The sequence below is a fragment of the Blautia sp. HCP3S3_H10_2 genome (assembly GCF_052122375.1).
Lineage (GTDB): Bacteria > Bacillota > Clostridia > Lachnospirales > Lachnospiraceae > Blautia_A.
The window spans coordinates 66,707-88,288 of record NZ_JBQKCL010000008.1 but is presented as its reverse complement, the minus strand read 5'-3'; the positions used below and the strand labels follow the sequence as shown (position 1 = coordinate 88,288).

The window sequence follows — 21,582 nt, the reverse complement described above, 5'->3', positions numbered from 1 at the left end:
AATTCCGTGAAAGGAGATTGAGTATATGAAAACAATAGATGCAAGAGGGCTTTCCTGCCCGGAACCTGTGATCCGCACAAAAAATGCACTGGCATCCGGTGAAAAAGCATACACGATAATGGTAGATAATGTAACTGCAAAAGAAAACGTATCCCGTTTTGCAATCCACCAGGGTTATCAGGTGTCTGTAAAAGAGGACGGGGAAGACTTTGTTCTTACCCTGGAAAAATAATGGAAGAATATATTGCCACATTTTTTTCCCATTTTGGGGCCATGGCTTTTAAGAAAAAGTGTGACAAAGAAGGGTATCCGGCTGTGATCATGCCAGTGCCAAGGAATTTAAGCTCTTCCTGTGGAACCTGCGTAAAGTTTACAGGAATGGCAGAAACCGCAGAAAACTGGCATTCGGATGAACTGGAGCAGCTGGCAAAAATACTTGGAAACGGAAGGTTTCAGGTTATATGGCATAGTTAGAAAAGAAAGAGAACTAGTGATGGACTTTACTATCAGATTTTGGTATCAGTCCAGAGCAGTTCTCTTTTTTAATAATAAGTTCGGAAAGGTTTTGCATATCAAGGGAAAGTTTGATAGAATAATAAAAAGAAGAACGGAGCGAAGGGAGTGTGAGAAGATGCAAGAGAAACTAAAAAAACTGCCAGTTGGAGAAGATAATTTTCGAAGAGTCAGACAGCGGAACTGTTATTATGTGGATAAGACAGGTTTGATAGAGAAAATTATAAATAATGGCGGAAGTGTTAATCTTTTTACCAGACCAAGACGTTTCGGTAAGTCGTTAAATATGAGCATGCTCAGATATTTTTTCGAAATTGATTGTGATAAAAGTCTGTTCGATGGACTTTATATAAAAGAAAATACCGGGCTATGTGAAAAATATATGGGGAAATTTCCAGTTATTTTCATTAGTCTGAAAGGTGTTGAAGCCAGAACATATGAAGAAGCCAGGGATTTATTGATCAGACTGGTCAACGAGGAAGCAAGACGCTTCCAATTTTTGCTTCAAAGTGAAAAGCTTACAGAAATTGACAAAAGACTGTTTGAAGACCTGATGAATCCGGAAATGAAGGAATCTGTGCTTGTTTACAGTATCCGTGAGCTCACAGAGCTTTTGCGGAAGCAATATGGACGTGAAGTGATCGTTCTGATTGATGAATATGATGTTCCTCTGGCGAAGGCGAATGAACGTGGCTATTATGATGAGATGACAGATCTTATCCGTAATTTTTTTGGTAATGCATTAAAAACAAATGATAATCTGTATTTTGCAGTTCTTACTGGATGCCTTCGTGTAGCAAAAGAAAGCATTTTTACCGGAATGAATAATTTTAAGGTATATCCGCTTACAGATGTGAACTTTGATGAATATTTTGGATTTACGAATCAGGAAGTAAAAGCGCTTGTTGAATATTATGACCAGATGGAACATTACAACACGATTAAAGAGTGGTATGATGGTTACCAATTCGGAAATGTGGAAGTGTATTGTCCATGGGATGTAATATGCTATTGTGCAGATCATATAGAAAATCCTGAAAAAGAAGCAGAAAATTACTGGCTGAATACCAGTGGAAATGAAATTATTAAGACATTTATTGAAGAAATAGGAAGTCGTCAGCAGCCTACCAAGATGGAATTAGAGAATCTGGTAAACGGAGGCACGGTCCAAAAAGAAATCTGCCAGGAATTGACGTATAAGGAATTGTATGCGTCGCCGGGAAATATCTGGAGTGCTTTATTGATGACTGGATATCTGACTAGTCGCGGAAAAGCAGAGGGAAAAAGGTATAATCTGGCAATTCCGAACCTGGAGATTCGGAATATCATAACGGATCATATTTTAGAATTATTTCAGGCAAATATTGAACATGATGGGGAGACGCTTGGAAAATTCTGTACTGCTTTGGTAGAAGGAAAAGCGGGTGAGGTTGAAAAGCTTTTAACACAATATCTGAAGAAAACAATAAGTGTGAGAGATACTTTTGCGAGAAATGCGTTAAAGGAAAATTTTTATCATGGGATTTTACTTGGAATCTTAGGCTTTAAAGAAGGCTGGTCAGTAAAATCAAATCAAGAGGCTGGGGAAGGCTTTAGCGATATTATGATAAGAATTGACGACGCAGATATCGGAATTGTGATTGAGGTAAAGTATGCCCAGGAAGAAAAGATGACCGAAGAATGCCAAAAAGCCCTGAAGCAGATTGAAAGCAGGCATTATGCAGAAGAATTAGAATATGAGGGAATTCATAGGATATTAAAATATGGAATTACCTGTAACAAAAAATGTTGTAAAGTCCTTTTGAGTGAGTAGAGGCTAGTCTGCCAAAGACAGACGGAAAGATGTGAAATTATGAATGCACAGTACACGGCAACGATTTTTCTTATATTATTTGCGCTGTTTATCATGATACTGGTGGTGCGCAATAACGAATTGCTTGGGGAGCAGAAGAAAGCGGAGTTTATTGCTATTTTTGCGATGATCATGGTGTCTGCAGCGAGTGAGTGGTTCGGAAATTTTCTGGACGGTAAGTCAGAATCTTTGAGAATCCTGCATATCGCAATGAAATGTCTGGATCATTCAGTGGCACCAGTCATTGCCATTATCTTTATGAATATTCTGTCAACCAGGGAAAAAGCAGAAAAACTGATACCAATCCTGGTAATTCACGGGATTCTTGAGGCTGCGTCCGGATACTTTGGATTTATTTATTATATTGATGATAAAAATGTGTACTATCATGGACCTTATTACTGGATTTATATTGCAGTTTACCTCTATTGCACCATTAATCTTCTCATAGAGGCTGCCAGATTCAGTAAAAAATATCAGAGTGCCAACCGGTTTATCCTGGAAATGGTATTCCTTTTCCTCGTTGCGGGGATGATCCTCAGACTGGCAAATTCAGAAATACATGTAGATTATCTCTGCGTGGCAATCGATGCAATCATTCTGTATATTTATTATACTGAAATCGTGGAGAAGACAGACAGCATCACCAATCTTCTGAACAGACGCAGTTATGAAAGTTATCTGGAACATATGAATGTACCGGCAGTGATCCTTTATTTTGATGTTGATGATTTTAAAAGTATAAATGACAGATATGGTCATCATGTGGGGGATTTTTGTCTTCAGACAGTTGGAAAATGCCTGCAGGAGGTGTATGCGTCCTATGGACACTGTTACCGGATCGGCGGGGATGAGTTTTGTGTCCTTCTTGAGAAGAAGCTGAACTCTGTGGACGAGTTGAATCAGAAATTGAAAGATAAGCTGGATGAGCTTCGGAAGAACGATAAGCGGATTCCGTATGTGTCGATTGGTTATATTTTCTTTAATCCGGAGAAAACAGATGTGGAAAGTGCCATAAAAGAAGCGGATGCGCAGATGTACCGGGTGAAAAAGGCTGGAAAAGTAATGCGCAGGGAAAGGCGGGAGGCACATGTATAATCCGGAAAATAAAATATCAAATTATGATCAGGTGATTGAAAACTGGAGACGGAAATTCCTGGAAATGGATCAGGAGGAACTGATTCGCAAATTTCAGCTGGAAGCGGATGAAGAGTTCCTTTATGTTGTTTATTTTTTCAGAAAACTCCGGATCAATCGGGAATCAGGGGAGATTACAGATGAAGGAAAGCGTCCTGGATTTGATACAGTGATGAATATTTATAATACTTTTTATTATTCTTCCAGTCATCCGGTGGCTTCCGGGAATCTGGTAGCTTTCCGTCAGGTAAAAAGAGTCTATCCTTTTGAGGCTGCATATAGAAGAACCATTATTTCCAGATTACAGGATACTTTTTCGGGAAAGACGGATGCATTAAGAAAAGCCTGTGAGGCTCTTGGCGGAACTCCGCTTCCGCAGGGAGATGTGGGATATGTGCTTCCGGTGTTTCCGTTTTTGAATATTGCAGTATTATTCTGGGATAAGGATGAGGAATTTGACGCCCAGGCGAACATGCTTTTTGATTCGGAAATTACAGAATTTATGCATGAAGAGAATGTGGTCTGTGTGGCAGCAGATGCAGTGTATTATCTGACGCGGGCAGCTGGGATTGTATTTACCACAGCAAAGTGCTACAATAAGTGAGCCTGGAAAGCATAGAGGTGTTTTTCGGGCTGTTTATATGAGCACACATAGAATTATGTAACGGCTCGGAACAGTTATAAAATTACATAAGAAACCGGAGGGGATCTCTTATGAAAAAAGAGAGTTTTAAACAGGGAATCACAGATGGAATCCCCATTGCCCTGGGGTATCTGGCGGTTTCCTTTACATTTGGTATGATGGCAGTGCAGGGCGGACTTACCATCTGGCAGGCAGTACTTATATCTCTGACCAATCTTACGTCAGCGGGGCAGTTTGCAGGTCTGGATATCATCATAGCAGGAGGTTCCCTGTGGGAGATGGCACTTACCCAGCTGATCATTAATCTGCGATACTGCCTGATGTCCTTTTCTCTTTCCCAGAAGCTGCGGAGGGATGAACCATGGGGACACCGGTATGGCGTGGCATTTGGTGTGACAGATGAGATATTCGGAGTCAGCGCCAGCAAGCCGGGGAAGGTCAGTGCCTTTTATAACTATGGCGTGATGAGCGTGGCAATTCCAGGCTGGACCATTGGCACCCTGCTTGGCGCGATTTCCGGAAGTCTGCTGCCTGATTTTATTATGAGTGCACTGGGAGTGGCTATTTATGGAATGTTCCTGGCAGTAATCATTCCACCGTCCAAGAAAAACAGGGCAGTTCTTCTGGTGGTACTTGGGGCGATGGCGGTAAGCGCTTTATTTGCCTGGGTTCCGGTTTTATCAAAGGTATCATCCGGGTTTGTGATCATTATTACAACCATTCTGGTGGCTGGACTGGCAGCATGGCTTTGCCCGGTTGCAGATGAAAATGCCAAGGAGGAAGCACATGAAGCCTAATGTTTATATTTATATCCTGGTGATGGCAGGAGTTACTTATCTGATCCGTATGCTGCCGCTTGCACTGGCGAAGAAGGAAATTACCAATCCATTTATAAAATCGTTCCTGTTCTATGTTCCTTATGCCTGTCTGGCGGCGATGACGTTTCCGGCGATTTTGTCGGCAACGGCAAGTGTGATTTCTGCTGTGGTGGGATTTGTAGTGGCGCTGATCGCTGCGTACAAAGAGAAGAGCCTTTTGACGGTGGCGTTGTTTGCCTGCGGGGCAGTGTTTATCGTAGAGAGAATTATGGCCTTTGCGGCGTAAGTACTATATAGTATAGTGCTTATGCCCGCAAGGGCCTTTTTTATGCTATAGGAAATTCCGTTGGAATTCCCTATAACATAAAAAGCCCTGCCGGGCGGGATTCTTTCTTGAACTTTTTCATATACGCAGCATGATTTTTGCAGTAAAAATACCATTTTCATAGGTGAAGCTGCTATCTCCGCCATTTTTGGCAGCAATGTGACGGACGGACTGGATTCCGACGCCGTTTCCAGAACGTTTGGATGACTGAAAAATATGATTTTTCTCTTGTATTTTACCATCAAAAGTATTTTCTACCTGGATCAGGAGAAGGTGTTTGTGATGAAGATAGACCTCTGCGTTAATTTTTTGCCTTGAAGGGAGGGTTCTCAAGCTGGCTTCGATAGCATTTTCCAGCAGATTGGAGAGAACCAGACACATGTCTATTTCATCTGTGGAAACGTGTGCGGGCAGATCCACTTTGGCGTGGAATGGAATGTTTTCCCGTTTGGCAAGGGCTGCATAATGGCTGATTACGCTGTCTGCGGCCCGGTTTTCACAAAAATGCAGATTATAGTCTGGAATCTTGGTGTTCGCATTTGAAAGATATTCCTTTATTTCTTCCAGATTTCCTTTTTCAGCAAGAGAGGAGAACTGCAAAAAGTGATGCCGGATGTCATGGCGGGCTTGCCGTGCTTCTTCTATAGCGTTGCAAAGGTTTTCGTATCGCGCCTGCTGAAGAAAAAGAAATTGATTTTCCTGCTGAAGTCTTGCGTTTTTATTCAGGCTTTCTGCCATCATAAGAAACATGGCGTAAAAGAGAACCAGAATTACAAGAAGAACCAGGCTGATCACAATGTATCCCTGCAAAATACGTCCGGTGTATAATGTGCCTTTATATCTGGGAACCATAAACAGATTTAATCCGATAAAGATGAGTGGCAATATCCAGAAAATGTACCAGGTCTGGGCAAAATTCTCGTCATCAATCATGGTGCGGACACAATGGGAAGCAGGATACCAGGCCGCAAGAACAAACAGCAGGCAGATTACATTGTAAAAGACTGCGGCACTTGTGTGAAACCATATTTCTGTTTCTGAGAGTCCAAGTCTGGCAGCGGCAATGGCATTCACAGCCCGTGAAAGACTGTTTACACAGGCAAAGACGGCACATACAGCCAGAAAAATACTGGTAGATTTCCAGATAGAGATATTCAGGCTTTTGTGGTAGATTACCATGAGAAAGGGCAAGGTAAGAAAAAGCACTGGGCAGGTGGAAAGATCCAGCAAATAACAAAGCCCTCCTTCGAAAAGGCATACTGCTGTAAGAAGCGGCGTAAGCCATGCAGCCAGTTTAAGAGGCGGCTGTTTCAGGTATGTCTGTACAGGCAGGTATGCAAGAAATAAGCCGGAAACCATTGGAGTAAGTTCCAGCACCGGTCTTAATATCGTATTCATGTTCAATGTCCCCTTTGAAATAGAAAATCCATAAAAGTCTGTCTTGCATTTTTGACCAGCTTCCGGCTGACCGAAATCCTGGTTTCATCATCCAGAATAAACAAGGTACCATCAAAGTCAACGGCATGTTCCAGGTTGATTACCACTCCTCTGCTACAAAGATAAAATCTTGAATCCATTTTTAAAGATGCAGTAAAATCTTCAAAGGACTGACGGGTGATCAATTCCCTGTCTGCGGTAGTGTGAATGTGGATCATATGAGAAAAATGCTCGGCATATACAAGATTCCGAAATGGAACCTGGACATTGCTTCCGTTTACTTTTACATCTATGTATTTTCCAGAATCTGGTATCCGTGAGAGAATCTCATCTATCAGACTGGAGATTTCATTTTCGTGGTATGGCTTCACAAGGTAATGCATGGCCCGGACCTTGAAACCGTCCAGAGCATGATCCGTGGAGGTAGTAGTGAAAATCAAAAGGGCGTCGGAGTCAAATTTCCGGAGTGCCCGGGCTGTTTCAATTCCATTGGCACCGTTCATATAAATGTCCAGAAAAACAACCGTGAAAGGGCGCTCCTTTGCGGCCAGAAGAAAATCCTCTCCCGTTTCATATTCAAATAGATCTTCGTGGATTCCACGTCTGGAAAGCTGTTTTTCAAGTCTGTCCAGGAGCAGCTTCCGTTCTTCTTTTATATCATCGACAATTGCAATTCTCATAATGTTTTCCTTTGTGATTTCCGAATGTGCCAAGGTCAAAAGCTTTATCGTGCAAGCATGAACTGCTTTCTGACCTTTTAACTCTGGTATCTTTTAATTGTAGTATACCATAAAAAAATCATGCCAGCTACGAATTACAGTTACCATTCGTGCTATTTTCCCACACTTCGTGACAGAAGGCTTGAAAAGTTTTCTGGTTTATTTATAATGGGCTCAACAATAACAAAATGGAATGGTTCAGAGCCAAATGGTTTCGGGAAAAGGAGGGACCTTGTGTACTGCATCACTGTTTTAACAGACAAAGAACATAATGGCTCCGGCTATGCAGAATGTATCAAAAATTATTGTGCAGGTAAAGGTGTATTCCCTCTGGTGGAAATTTACCAGGATGTGGAAATGTTTTTTCAGCAAATATGCAGTGCAGTACCAGACCTTGTATTTCTTGTACTGCCGGAAGTATCCGGGCTGAATGCGGTAGAACATCTCCGCTCGTTATATCCCAAATGCGGGATTATCTGGTGCAGTGACCTTGATTTTTCAATTCACGCATTCAGGCTTAGGATAGAGTATTTTTTTCTGGAACCGGCTGAGGAAGAAAAAATTCAGGAAGGCCTTTTGGCATGGATGGAACGCAACAGGGTTCTTTAAGAATCATCTGAAAAAACTGGCTTCCAGGTATTTACAAATACTTATCATGAAACATTCAGGAGGAAAACAAAATGAAGAAGAGAGCGTTAATTCTTGCCGTGCTTGCATGTATGGTTACCACAACTGGTGGAATGGGAAAAATAGTTCAGGCAGCGGAGTCAGGAGAACTTCTAATAAAACCGCTTACAGCGAAGGTAGTGGAGAAGAACCCATATATGGCAAAGGGGGATTCAAATATTCACCATGATTGTTACAATACAGATTCCACAGATGAAGTTCTGCCGGTAGACATTTATCCGGAAATCAATGTTTCTTATGAGAAAACAAATGCAAATGCATCTCCGGCAATTTTTTTTGACAGCTATGGACATGCTGTAGTTCCTTATTTAGGGGGACTGGCAATCCGGGATATTAATGCAGAAGAAACACAGACGGAAGGGTATTTTTCCCCGAAAGAGCAGGATGGAGGCGGTTATATGATCCAGAGCTCTTATTCATTTGTGGATGAAAGCAACCGTCTGGTCTGCCCTACCAGCAACAATCATGTACTGATGCTGAAAGCAACCGATGAGGAAGGAAATGTGCTTCCCCAGTTTGAAAAAGTGCTGGATATAGATGTTAAGGCAGCCGCTGAAGAGGCTCTTGGAAAAACACTGGATCAGAATCTGTTGTCAGTGGTGTTTGATTATGAAGGAAATCTCTGGTTTGCAACCGGTGGCTTCCGTATTTATCCAGATCGCCAGCAGCAGGGAGCAATGGGATATATTTCCCGAGAGGCAATTGATGGAATCTTAAATGGAGAAGATATCAATCTCTCGGATTCTGTATTTGTATACGAACTGACACCAGGGGAAGGCGCGGAAAACGGAATTGCAGCCTCAAAGGACGGGGCGGTGATTCTGACCAATCAGAACTGTTATCTGCTTCAGGCAGACAATGGAGTAAAGGCTGTGTGGAAAACTCCTTACGAGAGTGTGGGCGCCAAGGAAAGTAAAGAAGGGGATGCGACCACAGGCGGCGGTCTTGCATGGGGAAGCGGTTGTTCGCCGTCACTTACCCCGAATCTGGTAATGTTTACGGATAATCAGAGCCCGGTGAATTTTCTTGCGTTGGATATGAAAACAGGGGAAGTTGTTGCGAGTACACCTGTAATGGATGAATTTCCAGAGGATATCCAGGTATCTGTTGAAAATTCCGCAATCGTTTATGACAACAAAGAAGGAACGGTAAGCACAATTGTATGCAACTGGTTTGGCGCAGGAAGTGCAAACCTTGGAAATGCAGACAGTGATTCTTCTGTTCAGAGTTACGAAAATATTTATGATGTAAACTGGCTGAGACAGGGAAACCGGATGATTATGCCTGGGGTAGAACGTGTGGATACGGTGAAGACAGAAAATGGCTATGAGATGAAGAGCATCTGGTGCAGAGAAGATCTGTCCGATACTTCCATGATGAAGCTTTCCACGGCTACCGGATATGTTTATGGTTATGTTCAGAATCTGGAAACTGGTATGTGGCAGTATATCATGCTGGATTTTGAAACTGGTGAGACAGTATTTACAATGGATGTTTCCAATAAGCCGGGATATAATAATATGGTCATCGGTATGTATGCCGGAAGCAGTGGAAATACACTTTATTGCCCGACTGGTTATCTGGAACTACTAAGACTTCAGGACAGATTTGTTTATCTGCCGGAGATGCCTTACCGCAAGGTGAATCTGGATCAGGCAATGCGGAATGTACTTGGCCAGGAAGCATTTGAGACAGATGGCGGCCAGGGAAATGTGGCTGGATGGCTGAATACAGTAACGGTGGAAAATGTTCATCCGAATACGACGGTGGCATTGCGTATGAAAGGAATTTCAGGGGATGCAGCTGCTTTCCGGATCTATGCGTATAACATGGAAGGAATACTGACAGAAGTTCCTGCAGAATTGTGGCACATTCAGACAGAAGAGGGTGAAACGCCAGAATCTCTGACAGCAGACACGCTGTATGAGGTTCATATGACCGTAGAAGATGGCGGGGAATATGATCTCAGTGAGACAGAAAAGGAGATTAAAATCTCTGCGATTCTGGGAAATTAAGCGGTTCTGGGAAAGTAAAAAAAGTAAACATAAAAAGAGTAAACATAAAAAGAGTGAAAATATCAATCGCAAACATTTTTCCTGCGCATTGCACAAGATGGTTTGCTTTTGGTATATCACAAAGCGTGTAACTGTGACCTGATGGAATGGTTATCAGCGCAAATAAATACACCGGATATTCAGGGCTGGGAGGGAACCTGAATATCCGGTGTTTGTTTGTTAAGAAGGAGTGTTGCCACATTTATCCGGAAGGTTATAGCGTTTTGCCTCATTCTCCGAGAAATGCCAGATCAATTTCCCCATCAAATACAGTGGTTGCAGGACCAGTCATATAAACTTGATCGTCATTTTCATCCCAGAAAATATTCAGGTCTCCGCCGAGAAGCTTTACAGTAACCGGCTGGTCACGGTCAACAAGGTCATTCAGAATAGAAGCAACAGCAACGGCACAAGCACCGGTTCCACATGCCAGAGTCTCGCCAGAGCCGCGCTCCCAGACTCTCATCTGGACAGTGTGGCGGTCGATCACTTTTACAAATTCCGTATTTACACGGTCTGGGAAATTTATGTGATTTTCGAAGGATGGTCCGATCTTTTCGATTTCCAGCCCGTCTACATCATCCATGTACACAATGGCATGAGGATTTCCCATGGAAACAGCTGTGAAATGATAAGTCTGTCCATCTACTTCGATAGGAGCATTTAGAACTTGCTCGGACTCAGATACAACCGGAATCAGTGGAGCCTGAAGAATTGGGGCTCCCATATTGACCTTCACCATGCTGACTTTACCATCGCGGATAGAGAGATCCAGGTATTTCACGCCGCTTTTTGTCGCCACGCTGATACTTGTCTTATTTACAATACCGTAATCATAAGCATATTTTGCCACGCAGCGGATACCATTTCCGCACATGGCTCCCTGGGAGCCGTCCAGATTATACATATCCATTTCGCAGTCTGCGATATCTGAAGGCTTGATCAGAATCAACCCATCTGAACCAATTCCAAAATGGCGGTCACTTACGAATTTTGCAACCGCGGAAGGATCTTTCACCGTTTCTTTAAAACAGTTTACATATACATAATCGTTGCCAATACCATGCATTTTCGTAAATTTCATAATAAATTACCTCCTCGTTTTTTTTATCATAGCATAGATTTGTTAGGAAAGGGTGAATTTTTGCAAAATTAGATTTTTTAATAATTTGTTAGGAAAAATTGTGGCTGGTAAATTAAGTGATAGACAGATAACAATTATTGAATTATAATAAAAAAAACGAAAATTTTGTGCTTTAATTGTTTATTATGGTTGAATAAGAAAACGAAAAACTGGAGGAACTGCTGTATATGGCATTATCAGAACTGATCAAGTACGAAGGTGATAATTCGACATTTATCTGGAAATATCCAAATGAAGATTTTAATAATATGACAGAACTGATTGTTCATGAAAGTCAGGAGGCTGTTTTTGTTGCAAATGGTGTTGCAGCAGATACATTTGGACCAGGCCGATATAAACTGGATGCGGAGAATATTCCAATTCTTACCAAAATGATCAACTGGGTAACGGGTGTAAGCGTTTTCCACTGTGAGGTATATTTCATTAATAAAACAGTGCAGATGGCTGTGAAATGGGGAACTGATTCGAAGGTCAGATTCGTAGAACCAACATTAGGTGTACCAGTAGAACTGGGGGCATCTGGTGAAATGAATCTTGCTGTGGCAGACGCAAGAAAATTATTATTTAAGTTAGTAGGTACCATGCAGGGGATTTCCTGGGAAGCGGAAGGAAACGAGTTTACCAAATCCCTCCAGAAAGCATTTCGTCCATTGATTTCCACTGCTGTGAAATCAAACCTCCCGACAGCAATCAAGCAACGTAATATTGATATTGTTGAAGTAGATGAGCACTTGATGGAATTAGGAGATGAGCTTCGTATTAAAATCCTTCCAGGTTTCGAGGAATATGGGCTCACAATTCCAGAGTTTTATTTGACGAATATTGTTTTACCAGAGGCAGATCCAAGTTTCAGAAGGTTAAAAGAGCTACATACGATTACACTTCAGAAAAGAATGGCATTTGCAGAAGCAGAGATGAAAACATCCCAGGCGGAAAGTAAGGCACTTTATATGACCGCAGAAGCGGATGCGGAAGCCCGAATTAAAGCGGCCCAGAGAGGTGCCATTCTTGAAGCCCAGACAACAGAAACAGAAATCGCCAGACGAGAGGCAGAGAGAAAAATCATTCAGGCACAGACTGAGGCACAGACTGCTCAGATGAAAGGAATGGCAGAAGCTGCTGTTATGCAGGCAAAAGGATATAATCAGAAGGATGTCCTGCAGGCAGATGTCCAAAAAGCATATGCGGAAGGAATTGGAAATATGGGACCTGCGATTTCTGCAGGCGGTGGTTCTTCGATCATGGGGGATATGCTTGGTATGGGAGTTGGGATGGCGGCAATGGGCGCCATGGCTCCACAAGTGGGAGAAATGATGAAAGGTTTTTCTCCTAAGGGAGCTTCGGATATCATTGGGGGACAGCAAAATAAGACCATAAAATGTCCTAAGTGTGGAAATGAACTGCCGGAAAATGCAAAATTCTGTATGGAATGTGGGAACAAAATAGAGGTACTTGCAGAGAATGAGGTCATCTGCCCTGCATGCGGAAAGAAAACGCTGAAGGGGAAGTTCTGTATGGAATGCGGACAGCCTCTGGTAAGTCGTTGTCCAAACTGCGGAGCTGAGGTCCCCCAAGGTGGTAAATTCTGCCTGGAATGCGGAACGAAGATAGGATAAAGGAAGAAGCTATGGAAATAAAAAAAGAAATTTCCAGACTTTGTAATTGCAGGAACAGTGCGGAAATATTGGAATACCTCGGACTTAAAGGAAAGAATCACGTACAGTACCGGAAATATAGTAAACTGGATCATATTAAGTCAAACATAAAAGAAAGAGCTTTATATCTTTCAGATGGAAGTGACTGGAATGATGAAGATGACAGAACCAGAAGAGGTGTAGTGTTTTCTACCTGCTTTAGCTATGCAATTACAGAAAATATAGCACTTTGGATGCTTTATGGAGGGAACGGCGGGAAAACAGGAGCTATGGTTTCCTTTTCAAAAAAGCAGATGCATAATATTCTGGAAACTGAAACAATAGAACTGCTGGCAAAAACAGAAAATGGGATGTTTGTGCATTTACAGACCATTCCTAAAGTGGGATTTGATATAGAGATTAGAGATATTCTTTATTATAGCAAGGTGAAAAGTAAGACTGTCAATAAAGAAAAAATAGATAATGGAAAAGAAGAAAAGTATCTGATAACCAGGGCAGAAGAACATAGCTGCATAGATAAGCAGGTGTATAATGAATTGACAGGATATTTAAAGGATTATGCATGGAGCTACGAAAAAGAGACACGTATGATTGTAATGTTAAAGGGAGAATACAAAGACTGCATCAGGAGATATCCTGGGAAAAAACTGTTTGTAAAAATATCGACAGGTGAGATTAAAACAGGAAAAGGAGAGGCTGGTGGACAGGTTTATAAATCACCAGTTGCTGCCTATCAGGAAAATTATATTTCCAGCAGTTTACATGTTGACTGGGACATTACAGAGTAGAGTGAGGGAAAAAGATGGCTGAATTAAAGTGTAAAATGTGTGGCGGAAGCCTGGAAATACAAGAAGGGATGACAGTATGCGAGTGTGAATACTGTGGTACAAAGCAAACCGTTCCATCTGTAGATAATGAAAAGAAAATCACACTATTTGGACGCGCGAACCGATTGCGGTTTGCGTGTGAGTTTGATAAAGCAGCAGGAGTTTACGAATCAATTGTTGCTGAGTTCCCAGAGGAGGCTGAGGCTTATTGGGGACTTGTACTTTGTAAATATGGTATTGAGTATGTTGATGACCCGGTAACAGGGAAGAAGGTTCCGACCTGTCATAGAAGCTCATTTGATTCTGTAATGGATGATGTGGATTTCGAACAGGCAATGGAGAATGCAGATACTTATGCAAGAAAGGTTTACCGCGAGGAAGCCAAGGCAATTGAAGAGCTTCGGAAAGGCATTATTGAGGTATCAGGAAAAGAACAGCCCTACGATATTTTCATTTGTTATAAAGAAACAGATGAAAAGGGAGAGCGTACCATTGACAGCGTAATTGCACAGGATGTTTATGAGGCGTTAACGGATAAAGGATACCGGGTGTTCTTTTCCAGGATTACGTTGGAGGATAAGCTTGGACAGGAATATGAGCCTTATATTTTTGCAGCTTTAAATAGTGCCAAAGTTATGCTGGCATTTGGTACGGATTATGAGTATTACAATTCTGTCTGGGTGAAAAATGAATGGAGCCGTTATCTGAAACTGATGGCGCAGGATAAAAATAAATATCTGATTCCGTGTTATAAGGATATAGATGCTTATGATATGCCTAAGGAATTTGTGAAACTGCAATCCCAGGATATGGGAAAAGTAGGTGCTGTTCAGGATCTGATCCGTGGAATAGAAAAATTGGTGGGAAGCGCGAAAGAAGAAAGTGAAAATACCAGTCAGCCTGTGGTTCAGCAGATTGTGACTGGAGGGGGAAACATAGAAGCTCTTTTGAAAAGAGGCTTTATAAGTCTGGAAGACAGTGCTTTTGATGAGGCACAAAAATGTTTTGACAATGTTCTTAATGGAGATGCCGAAAATGCCGAGGCGTATCTGGGACTTTTTATGACGCAGATTAAGGCACAAAACAGGGATAATGCCAAAAAGATGTATGTAGAGGGAAATTATGAACAGGAACGTTTCTGGGTGCGTGCAAATCAGTTTGCTGCTGGAGAGTTGCTGACAGAACTTAATGGCTGGAAGGAACAAAAAGCGGAAAAATTAAGACAAGAAGAAGCAGCGGAACAGGCAAAACTGGAAGCGGAGGAAGCCGCGGCAAAGAAAATAAGAGAAAAAAGAAAACCTGTGGTAAGTCAGTATAAGCAGGTATGCTGTGAGCCGATTGAGCTGACAGAGGATGAGAAAGAAGAACAGAATAGGCTTACGGAAGAAGCTAAAAAATTACGTAAAGAAGTAGAGAATAGAGAGCTTGAACTTAAGAAACTTAAAGAGGAAGAGCGCCTTCTCGGTGAAAAGATAGAAGAAAAGGAAAAATATATTGGAAGTCTCGGGATATTTAAAGTAATTGAGAAAAAACAGGCTCAAGGGGCTTTGGATGAATTATTAAAAAGAAGGAATGAAATAGGCAGTGAAATTTCGCAAAAAATAACAGAAGTCAGTGAGACGCAGCAGAAAGCTGTGGAAGCCGGTAAGGAAAGTGAAGGGTATTCGGAAAAAGTCAGAGAAAAGAGAAAAAAGAGCATTCTTGAAAAGTTGAATATAAAAGATGGACATATGAAATTTGGGCATTACGAGCAAGGAAATGGAATTGAACCAATTGAGTGGGTTATTTTAAAGATGGAAGGTACTAAAGTATTTTTACTCAGTAAATACGCATTAGATTATCAACCTTACCATGATACATTTGAACCTGTTACCTGGGAAAATTGCAGTTTGAGAAAATGGCTAAATGAGTCATTTTTTTATACTGTATTTGAAAGATGGGAGAGAGATGAGATTTTATTAAGTACGGTAGTGGCTGATCGAAATCCGGAATATGATTCAGACCCTGGAAATGATACAAAAGACTATGTATTTTTGCTTAGTGATAGTGAAGCCAGAGAATACTATATAGAGAAAGAAAGAAAATTATATGGTGGAACTGCTTATGCAAATAAACTTAAGTATTCACATAGCCTTAAAGAAATTAAACGACCTACTAGCTGCTTATGGAGTTTGAGGACACCTGGAAAGAACAATAAAGCAATAGAAGTGGTGAGTACTGGGTGTTTTGGCATGTTTGCTAAGCAAAAACCAAAAATTTATGTGGATTCTACAGACCCACTTGGGATGAAAGAATATATCCGTCCAGCCATATGGATAGATTTAGATGCTTGATTTTTCTGATCCTTTGATGGTTTTATAATGAATGGATGATAAGAATTTGGAAAAATTAGGAGGAAAAGACTTATGAGAAAGAAGCACTTATGGCTTCCAAAATTAATGGCAGCAGTTCTCTGCGCCACTATGGCAGCAGAACCTGCGGTTCTTTATGCGGAGGACTTTGCAGATGGATTTTACAGTGAAGCCATAGAAACAGTTGGAAACCAGCAAGAAAAATTAGAAGGCAACCAGCAGGCGAACGGGAATATTGGAGGCAGTCAGCAGTTGACAGAGAACCCTGGAGAAAACCAGGAGATAATAGAAAATCCGGAAAACAGCCAGCAGCAAGCGGAAAATCCCGGAGAAGGTCAGAACGGGAATGATAACTCTGGAAATAACCAGCAAGTGCCGGCAGAACCAGGCGAGGAGAAGACAACAGAAGAGGTAACTCCGGACGGAACACAGGCTGGAGAAGGTGCAGCCGAATTAAGAAAAAAAGGGGAAGTACTGGAAGAAGAGGGATTTTCCTCTGGGGAAGAAAACGAAAATGAGATAGACGCTTTTGTTTCAGAAGAAGGAGAGACAGCGGAACTGAATCCTTCTGATGTAATCAGCGGAACCTGTGGAGAAAGCGCCAGCTGGACTTTGGAAAACGGAATTCTGAGAGTCTCCGGAACCGGAGTAATGGACGGTTATCATACGCTTAAGGATTGGTGGACTGGTGAAATAATCGAGAAAACAGAACAGCCGTGGAAAGACTATCTGGATGAAATCAAAGAGGTTTACATAGGAGATGGAATTACGGAAATCGGCTATTGTTCCTTCATCAACTGTAAAAATCTTACCAAAGTAGTGATCGGGGATTCCGTAAAGAATATTCTTTACAATACATTTGCCAATGATGAATCACTGACAGAAGTGGTTTTCGGAAAAAGTGTGGAAAATATCTATTCCGATGTTTTCTGGGGAACCGGGATCAAAACTCTGAAGCTTCCGTCCAGCCTGAAATATCTGGAAGAGGGTACTGCCCTTACGGGAATGTGGAATCTTGAAAATATAGAAATTCAGGGAAGCAGCACCTATAGTTCAAAAGATGGTGTTCTTTATTCCGACGGAGGAAAGACCCTGTTCCAGTTCCCGGCAGCACGCAAAGGTTCCTATACAATACCTGGAAATGTAACGAAAATAGCGGATTCTGCTTTTGCTTACACGGCACTGGATACGGTAATTATTCCAGATAATGTGACGGAGCTTGGGGATTCTACATTCATTTATAGTGAAGATCTGGTGAATCTTACATTTTCATCTAAGATTTCCACAATTCCAAAATGGTGTTGCTATGGAGTGAAAAACCTGACCAATGTGGTTATTCCACGAGGTGTCAAAACAATTGAAAGCGAAGCGTTTGCTAACTGTCCTAAGCTTACAAGCATAAAAATGCCAGATACGATTACAAGTGTTGAATCTGATTCCTTTGGCTCCAATACGAAAGTAACAGGTGACAATCTGTCAGGAGAATGGAAAGAGGATGGCAGTTATATTGACGGCATCCGGGTAAATGTGACAGTACAGGAGAAGTATGCCTACGCTTTTGAAGTATTGAAGAAAGTGAACCAGGAGAGAGCAAAACAGGGGCTTGCAGCATTGACGATGGACACCAGTCTTCTGGAAACTGCAATGTTCCGTGCTGCTGAAACGGTGCTTTACTGGTCTCACACAAGGCCAGACGGAACAGATTGTTTCACAGCAAATGAGCAGATGTCTGGTGAAAACATTGCAGTAGGACAGACGACACCGTCTGGTGTTATGAATTCCTGGATGAATTCTGAAGGTCACAGGGAAAATATTTTAACTGCCAGATTTAAAACAATTGGAATTGGTTGTGTTACTTTTAACGGAGTTACTTACTGGGTGCAGTGTTTTGGAGAAGAAGGAAGTGGAACTGTCAGTGCCTCTTCTTATTCCGACAGAGCAAAGACCAGAAGTGTACTTGTGAAAAAAGATGCCCCATACTATAGTGGTTCCTTCAAAGTTACCAAGGCCAGCCTGAAGGTAGGAGAAAGTACCCAGATCCAGAACCTTTGGAATGGCTATGACCTTGGTCAGTCCGGAGCTACAGCAGAATCCTCTAATACTGCAGTCTGCACGGTAAGCAATGGAAAAATCACAGCCAAAGGTGCCGGAACTGCCACGATCACCATGTATTATCCGGGATATAAAGAAAAAGCAGTTACCCAGAAAGTGACAGTAACAAAATCCAGTCAGACCACCAGTAAGCCTGCTGTGAAATCCTATAAAGTTACCTTTAATGCCAACGGTGGAACTGCATCAGCAGGCCCCAGAACCGTAAAGGCAAAAGCTTCTGTAGGAACTCTGCCGAAAGCTACCAGAGCGAAATATACCTTTGCAGGCTGGTACACGAAGAAATCCGGTGGAACGAAGATTAAAGCTTCTACCAAGGTCACCAAAGCATGCACCTACTATGCACATTGGAAGAAAGTGACGGTTTCTAAGGGTGCAGTAAGTAAGCTGACAAATGGAAAAGGTAAAAAAATGACCGTAAGCCTGAAAAAAATCAGTGGTGTATCAGGTTACCAGATCCTTTATGCGGCAAACTCCCAATTTACCGGCGCCAAGACAAAAACAACTTCCAAAACCTCTCTGACCATCAGTGGTCTTACTAAGAACAAGACATATTATGTAAAGGTAAGAGCTTATAAAAAAGATTCAAAAGGTCAGAAGGTGTATGGTTCCTATAGCTCAGTGAAGAAAATCAAGATCAAAAAATAAGGAATCTTATGGAAAGTCTTGCATTTTTCCCAAAAGCTGATAAAATGGGGAAAAGATAGATGAATGAATATGCAGGAAACATGAATAATTATGTTGCCTTTTGGATGAGCATTTTCCAGCAGGGCAATATGAGAACGGTTTTCGCATATGAAATTAAGAGGAGGAAGAGAATATGAAGAAATTAGTAGCTCTTACACTTTGCTCTGTGATGACAGTTTCTATGGCAGCCAGCGTATCTGCTGCAACTGTTGAGTCAAAGGATGATCTGAAGAATGCAACCATCGGTGTACAGCTTGGTACCACTGGTGATATTGACGCAAGCGAATATGAGGCTGATGGCGCTACTGTTAAGCGTTACAGCAAAGGAAGCGAAGCAATCCAGGCACTTATGGCTGGTCAGATCGACTGTGTGATCATCGATTCCCAGCCGGCTGAGAAATTCGTAGAAAATGCAGACGGACTGAAGATCCTGGACGAGCCATTCGTAGAAGAAGAGTATGCGATCTGCCTGAAGAAAGGCAATGACGATCTCCTTGACAAGATCAACGGAGCTTTAAAAGAGCTGAAAGAGGATGGAACTGTTGATAATATCATGAATAACTACATCGGTGATAACATCGGTGAGACACCATATGAGTCTCCGGAAGATGTAGACCGTTCCAATGGAACTCTTGTAATGGCTACAAACGCTGAGTTCGAGCCATATGAGTACCGTGACGGTGACGAGATCGTTGGTATCGATGCTGATATCGCACAGGCAATCTGTGATAAGCTTGGTTATGAGCTTGAGATTGATGATATGGAATTTGATGCGATCCTTGCTGCTGTACAGTCTGGTAAAGCAGATTTCGGTGCTGCCGGAATGACTGTTACAGAGGACCGTCTTGAGAGCGTTGATTTCACAGATACATACGCAAATGCAAGCCAGGTTATTATTGTAAAAGCTGACTGATAGAAAGAATACAGCTTAAGCTGTCAGAGAAGTATGGGTCACCTAGATGAATGCTGTTTAGAAAAAGCTGGGAGTGTACAAGCTTTGGATACATGCAGATCAAGGTGACTCATACTAATGTTACTGACTGAAAGAAAACAGCCAGCATACAGTTCTGGCAGCTTTTCCTATATGGAATGGTGCCGAAAAAAAGAAATGGGCACTGCACCATTTGATAAACAGATAAAAAGGGAAAAAATATGTTTGAAAAATTTGGACACGATTTTTATATCAATTTTATAAAAGATGACAGATACACATGGCTGCTGGACGGTCTGAAAAATACTATGATCATTACCGTTTTTGCATTGCTCATCGGTATCTGTATTGGTTTTCTTGTGGCTATCATCCGTTCTTCCCATGATAAATCCGGGAATTTCAAGATTGCAAATGCCATCTGCAAGGTTTATCTGACTGTAATCCGTGGAACACCTACTGTGATCCAGCTTCTGATCATGAACTTTGTTGTGTTCGGTTCTGTAAGTGTCAATGAGATTCTGGTAGGAAGTTTGGCGTTTGGTATTAACTCAGGTGCTTATGTTGCAGAAATCGTCCGTTCCGGAATCATGTCCATTGATCAGGGACAGACCGAGGCTGGCAGAAGCCTGGGCCTTAATTTTACCCAGACCATGCGTCTGATCATTATTCCACAGGCATTTAAGAATGTACTTCCTGCACTGGTAAATGAATTTATCGTGCTGATCAAAGAGACTTCCATTATCGGTTACATCGGAATGATGGACCTGACCAAGGGTGCAATGTTGATCCAGAGCCGTACTTACAATGCATTTATGCCGCTTCTGGCAGCAGCAGCAATTTACCTGATCGTAGTTATGGTACTGACATTCTTTATGAATAAACTGGAGAGGAGACTGAGAACCAGTGAGCGTTGATAAGAGCAAAGTTTTGATCCAGGTACAGGATCTGAAGAAAGCGTTTGGAGCGAACCAGGTATTGGACGGGATTTCCACCGATATCTGCCAGGGCGAGGTGGTTGCCATTATCGGACCATCTGGTTCCGGTAAATCTACTTTTCTCCGTTCCCTGAATCTTCTGGAGGAGCCGACAGGGGGCAGAATCCTGTTTGAGGGAACGGATATTACAGATCCTAAGGTTGACATTAACCGGCATCGTCAGAAAATCGGGATGGTTTTCCAGCAGTTTAATCTGTTTCCTCATAAGACTGTGAAGCAGAATATTATGATGGCTCCGGTTGCCCTGAAGCTAATGACAAAGGAAGAGGCATCCAAGCGTGCGGATGAGCTTCTTACCCGTGTAGGTCTGCCAGACAAGGCAAATGCTTATCCGGATATGCTTTCCGGTGGCCAGAAGCAGCGTATTGCTATCGCAAGATCACTTGCCATGAATCCGGATGTGATGCTTTTTGATGAGCCTACTTCTGCACTGGATCCGGAGATGGTTGGAGAGGTTCTGGAGCTGATGAAGGAACTGGCACAGAGCGGCATGACCATGGTGGTAGTTACCCATGAGATGGGATTTGCAAGAGAGGTCGCTACGCGAGTATTATTTATCGATGACGGCAAAATTCAGGAAGAGAATGCGCCGGAGGAATTTTTCGGAAATCCACAGAACCCAAGACTGAAAGAATTCTTATCCAAGGTTCTGTAAAATGTATAATGACAGCTTATATCTGAAGAGGACTTTTGCAGTA

The 21,582-nt window shown here is 42.1% G+C and carries 19 protein-coding genes; 16 read left to right on the top strand and 3 right to left on the bottom strand.

The annotated features are described in order from the left end of the window. The first annotated feature begins 25 nt into the window (after nucleotides 1–25). The 7 genes from ACTQWB_RS10480 to ACTQWB_RS10450 all read left to right on the top strand — a co-directional run bounded on the left by ACTQWB_RS10480 (nucleotide 26) and on the right by ACTQWB_RS10450 (nucleotide 5,249). Complete coding sequence (locus tag ACTQWB_RS10480) at nucleotides 26–232, top strand: sulfurtransferase TusA family protein (RefSeq protein WP_441501655.1); 207 nt, start codon at nucleotides 26–28, stop codon at nucleotides 230–232. Beyond that, nucleotides 232–474 (top strand): DUF3343 domain-containing protein, encoded by a 243-nt coding sequence (locus tag ACTQWB_RS10475; RefSeq protein WP_441501656.1) that lies wholly within the window; start codon nucleotides 232–234, stop codon nucleotides 472–474. Before ACTQWB_RS10480 ends, ACTQWB_RS10475 begins: the two co-directional genes overlap by 1 nt. Before the next feature lie 157 nt (nucleotides 475–631). Beyond that, nucleotides 632–2,326, top strand: coding sequence for an AAA family ATPase (locus ACTQWB_RS10470; RefSeq protein ID WP_441501657.1), 1,695 nt, complete (start codon nucleotides 632–634; stop codon nucleotides 2,324–2,326). A 39-nt stretch (nucleotides 2,327–2,365) separates the two neighbouring features. Continuing rightward, entirely contained in the window at nucleotides 2,366–3,463 is a 1,098-nt protein-coding gene (locus tag ACTQWB_RS10465) for a diguanylate cyclase domain-containing protein (protein ID WP_441501658.1), read from the top strand. Continuing rightward, a complete protein-coding gene (locus ACTQWB_RS10460; RefSeq protein ID WP_441501659.1) occupies nucleotides 3,456–4,106 on the top strand; it encodes a DUF3786 domain-containing protein in 651 nt (216 codons plus the stop codon). Before ACTQWB_RS10465 ends, ACTQWB_RS10460 begins: the two co-directional genes overlap by 8 nt. A gap of 110 nt (nucleotides 4,107–4,216) precedes the next feature. Beyond that, a complete protein-coding gene (locus ACTQWB_RS10455) occupies nucleotides 4,217–4,942 on the top strand; it encodes an AzlC family ABC transporter permease (RefSeq protein ID WP_441501660.1) in 726 nt (241 codons plus the stop codon). Next, on the top strand, nucleotides 4,932–5,249 hold the full coding sequence (locus tag ACTQWB_RS10450; RefSeq protein WP_441501661.1) for an AzlD domain-containing protein: 318 nt from the start codon (nucleotides 4,932–4,934) through the stop codon (nucleotides 5,247–5,249). Before ACTQWB_RS10455 ends, ACTQWB_RS10450 begins: the two co-directional genes overlap by 11 nt. A gap of 117 nt (nucleotides 5,250–5,366) precedes the next feature. Here ACTQWB_RS10450 and ACTQWB_RS10445 read toward each other — a convergent pair whose 3' ends face one another. Continuing rightward, nucleotides 5,367–6,686 (bottom strand): GHKL domain-containing protein, encoded by a 1,320-nt coding sequence (locus tag ACTQWB_RS10445; RefSeq protein ID WP_441501662.1) that lies wholly within the window; start codon nucleotides 6,684–6,686, stop codon nucleotides 5,367–5,369. A 2-nt stretch (nucleotides 6,687–6,688) separates the two neighbouring features. Then, nucleotides 6,689–7,405: a LytR/AlgR family response regulator transcription factor gene (locus ACTQWB_RS10440; protein ID WP_441501663.1), complete on the bottom strand. Its 717-nt coding sequence runs from the start codon at nucleotides 7,403–7,405 to the stop codon at nucleotides 6,689–6,691. 273 nt (nucleotides 7,406–7,678) lie between these two features. Here ACTQWB_RS10440 and ACTQWB_RS10435 point away from each other — a divergent pair, with 273 nt between their 5' ends. Both ACTQWB_RS10435 and ACTQWB_RS10430 read left to right on the top strand, forming a co-directional pair. Next, complete coding sequence (locus ACTQWB_RS10435) at nucleotides 7,679–8,053, top strand: response regulator (protein WP_441501664.1); 375 nt, start codon at nucleotides 7,679–7,681, stop codon at nucleotides 8,051–8,053. Nucleotides 8,054–8,124: 71 nt separating this feature from the next. After that, nucleotides 8,125–10,146, top strand: coding sequence for a hypothetical protein (locus ACTQWB_RS10430; RefSeq protein WP_441501665.1), 2,022 nt, complete (start codon nucleotides 8,125–8,127; stop codon nucleotides 10,144–10,146). 268 nt (nucleotides 10,147–10,414) lie between these two features. Here the strand turns inward: ACTQWB_RS10430 and dapF are convergent, their stop codons facing one another. After that, nucleotides 10,415–11,269: a diaminopimelate epimerase gene (dapF, locus tag ACTQWB_RS10425; protein WP_441501666.1), complete on the bottom strand. Its 855-nt coding sequence runs from the start codon at nucleotides 11,267–11,269 to the stop codon at nucleotides 10,415–10,417. Between the two features lie 227 nt (nucleotides 11,270–11,496). On the opposite strand from dapF, the gene ACTQWB_RS10420 reads away from it, so the two are divergent. From ACTQWB_RS10420 to ACTQWB_RS10390, 7 genes are all read left to right on the top strand, one after another. Further along, nucleotides 11,497–12,945, top strand: a complete 1,449-nt coding sequence (locus ACTQWB_RS10420) for an SPFH domain-containing protein (RefSeq protein WP_441501667.1) — start codon at nucleotides 11,497–11,499, stop codon at nucleotides 12,943–12,945. A gap of 11 nt (nucleotides 12,946–12,956) precedes the next feature. Continuing rightward, on the top strand, nucleotides 12,957–13,772 hold the full coding sequence (locus ACTQWB_RS10415; RefSeq protein WP_441501668.1) for a DUF2971 domain-containing protein: 816 nt from the start codon (nucleotides 12,957–12,959) through the stop codon (nucleotides 13,770–13,772). Nucleotides 13,773–13,786: 14 nt separating this feature from the next. Beyond that, the gene (locus ACTQWB_RS10410) at nucleotides 13,787–16,144 is read left to right on the top strand and encodes a DUF6273 domain-containing protein (RefSeq protein ID WP_441501669.1); all 2,358 of its coding nucleotides are present in this window, start codon (nucleotides 13,787–13,789) and stop codon (nucleotides 16,142–16,144) included. Between the two features lie 72 nt (nucleotides 16,145–16,216). Continuing rightward, nucleotides 16,217–18,919, top strand: coding sequence for a leucine-rich repeat protein (locus ACTQWB_RS10405; protein ID WP_441501670.1), 2,703 nt, complete (start codon nucleotides 16,217–16,219; stop codon nucleotides 18,917–18,919). A 172-nt stretch (nucleotides 18,920–19,091) separates the two neighbouring features. Continuing rightward, the gene (locus tag ACTQWB_RS10400; protein ID WP_441501671.1) at nucleotides 19,092–19,871 is read left to right on the top strand and encodes a transporter substrate-binding domain-containing protein; all 780 of its coding nucleotides are present in this window, start codon (nucleotides 19,092–19,094) and stop codon (nucleotides 19,869–19,871) included. Between the two features lie 239 nt (nucleotides 19,872–20,110). Continuing rightward, nucleotides 20,111–20,803, top strand: a complete 693-nt coding sequence (locus ACTQWB_RS10395) for an amino acid ABC transporter permease (RefSeq protein ID WP_021925337.1) — start codon at nucleotides 20,111–20,113, stop codon at nucleotides 20,801–20,803. Next, entirely contained in the window at nucleotides 20,793–21,539 is a 747-nt protein-coding gene (locus tag ACTQWB_RS10390; RefSeq protein WP_441501672.1) for an amino acid ABC transporter ATP-binding protein, read from the top strand. Before ACTQWB_RS10395 ends, ACTQWB_RS10390 begins: the two co-directional genes overlap by 11 nt. Nucleotides 21,540–21,582 lie beyond the last annotated feature (43 nt).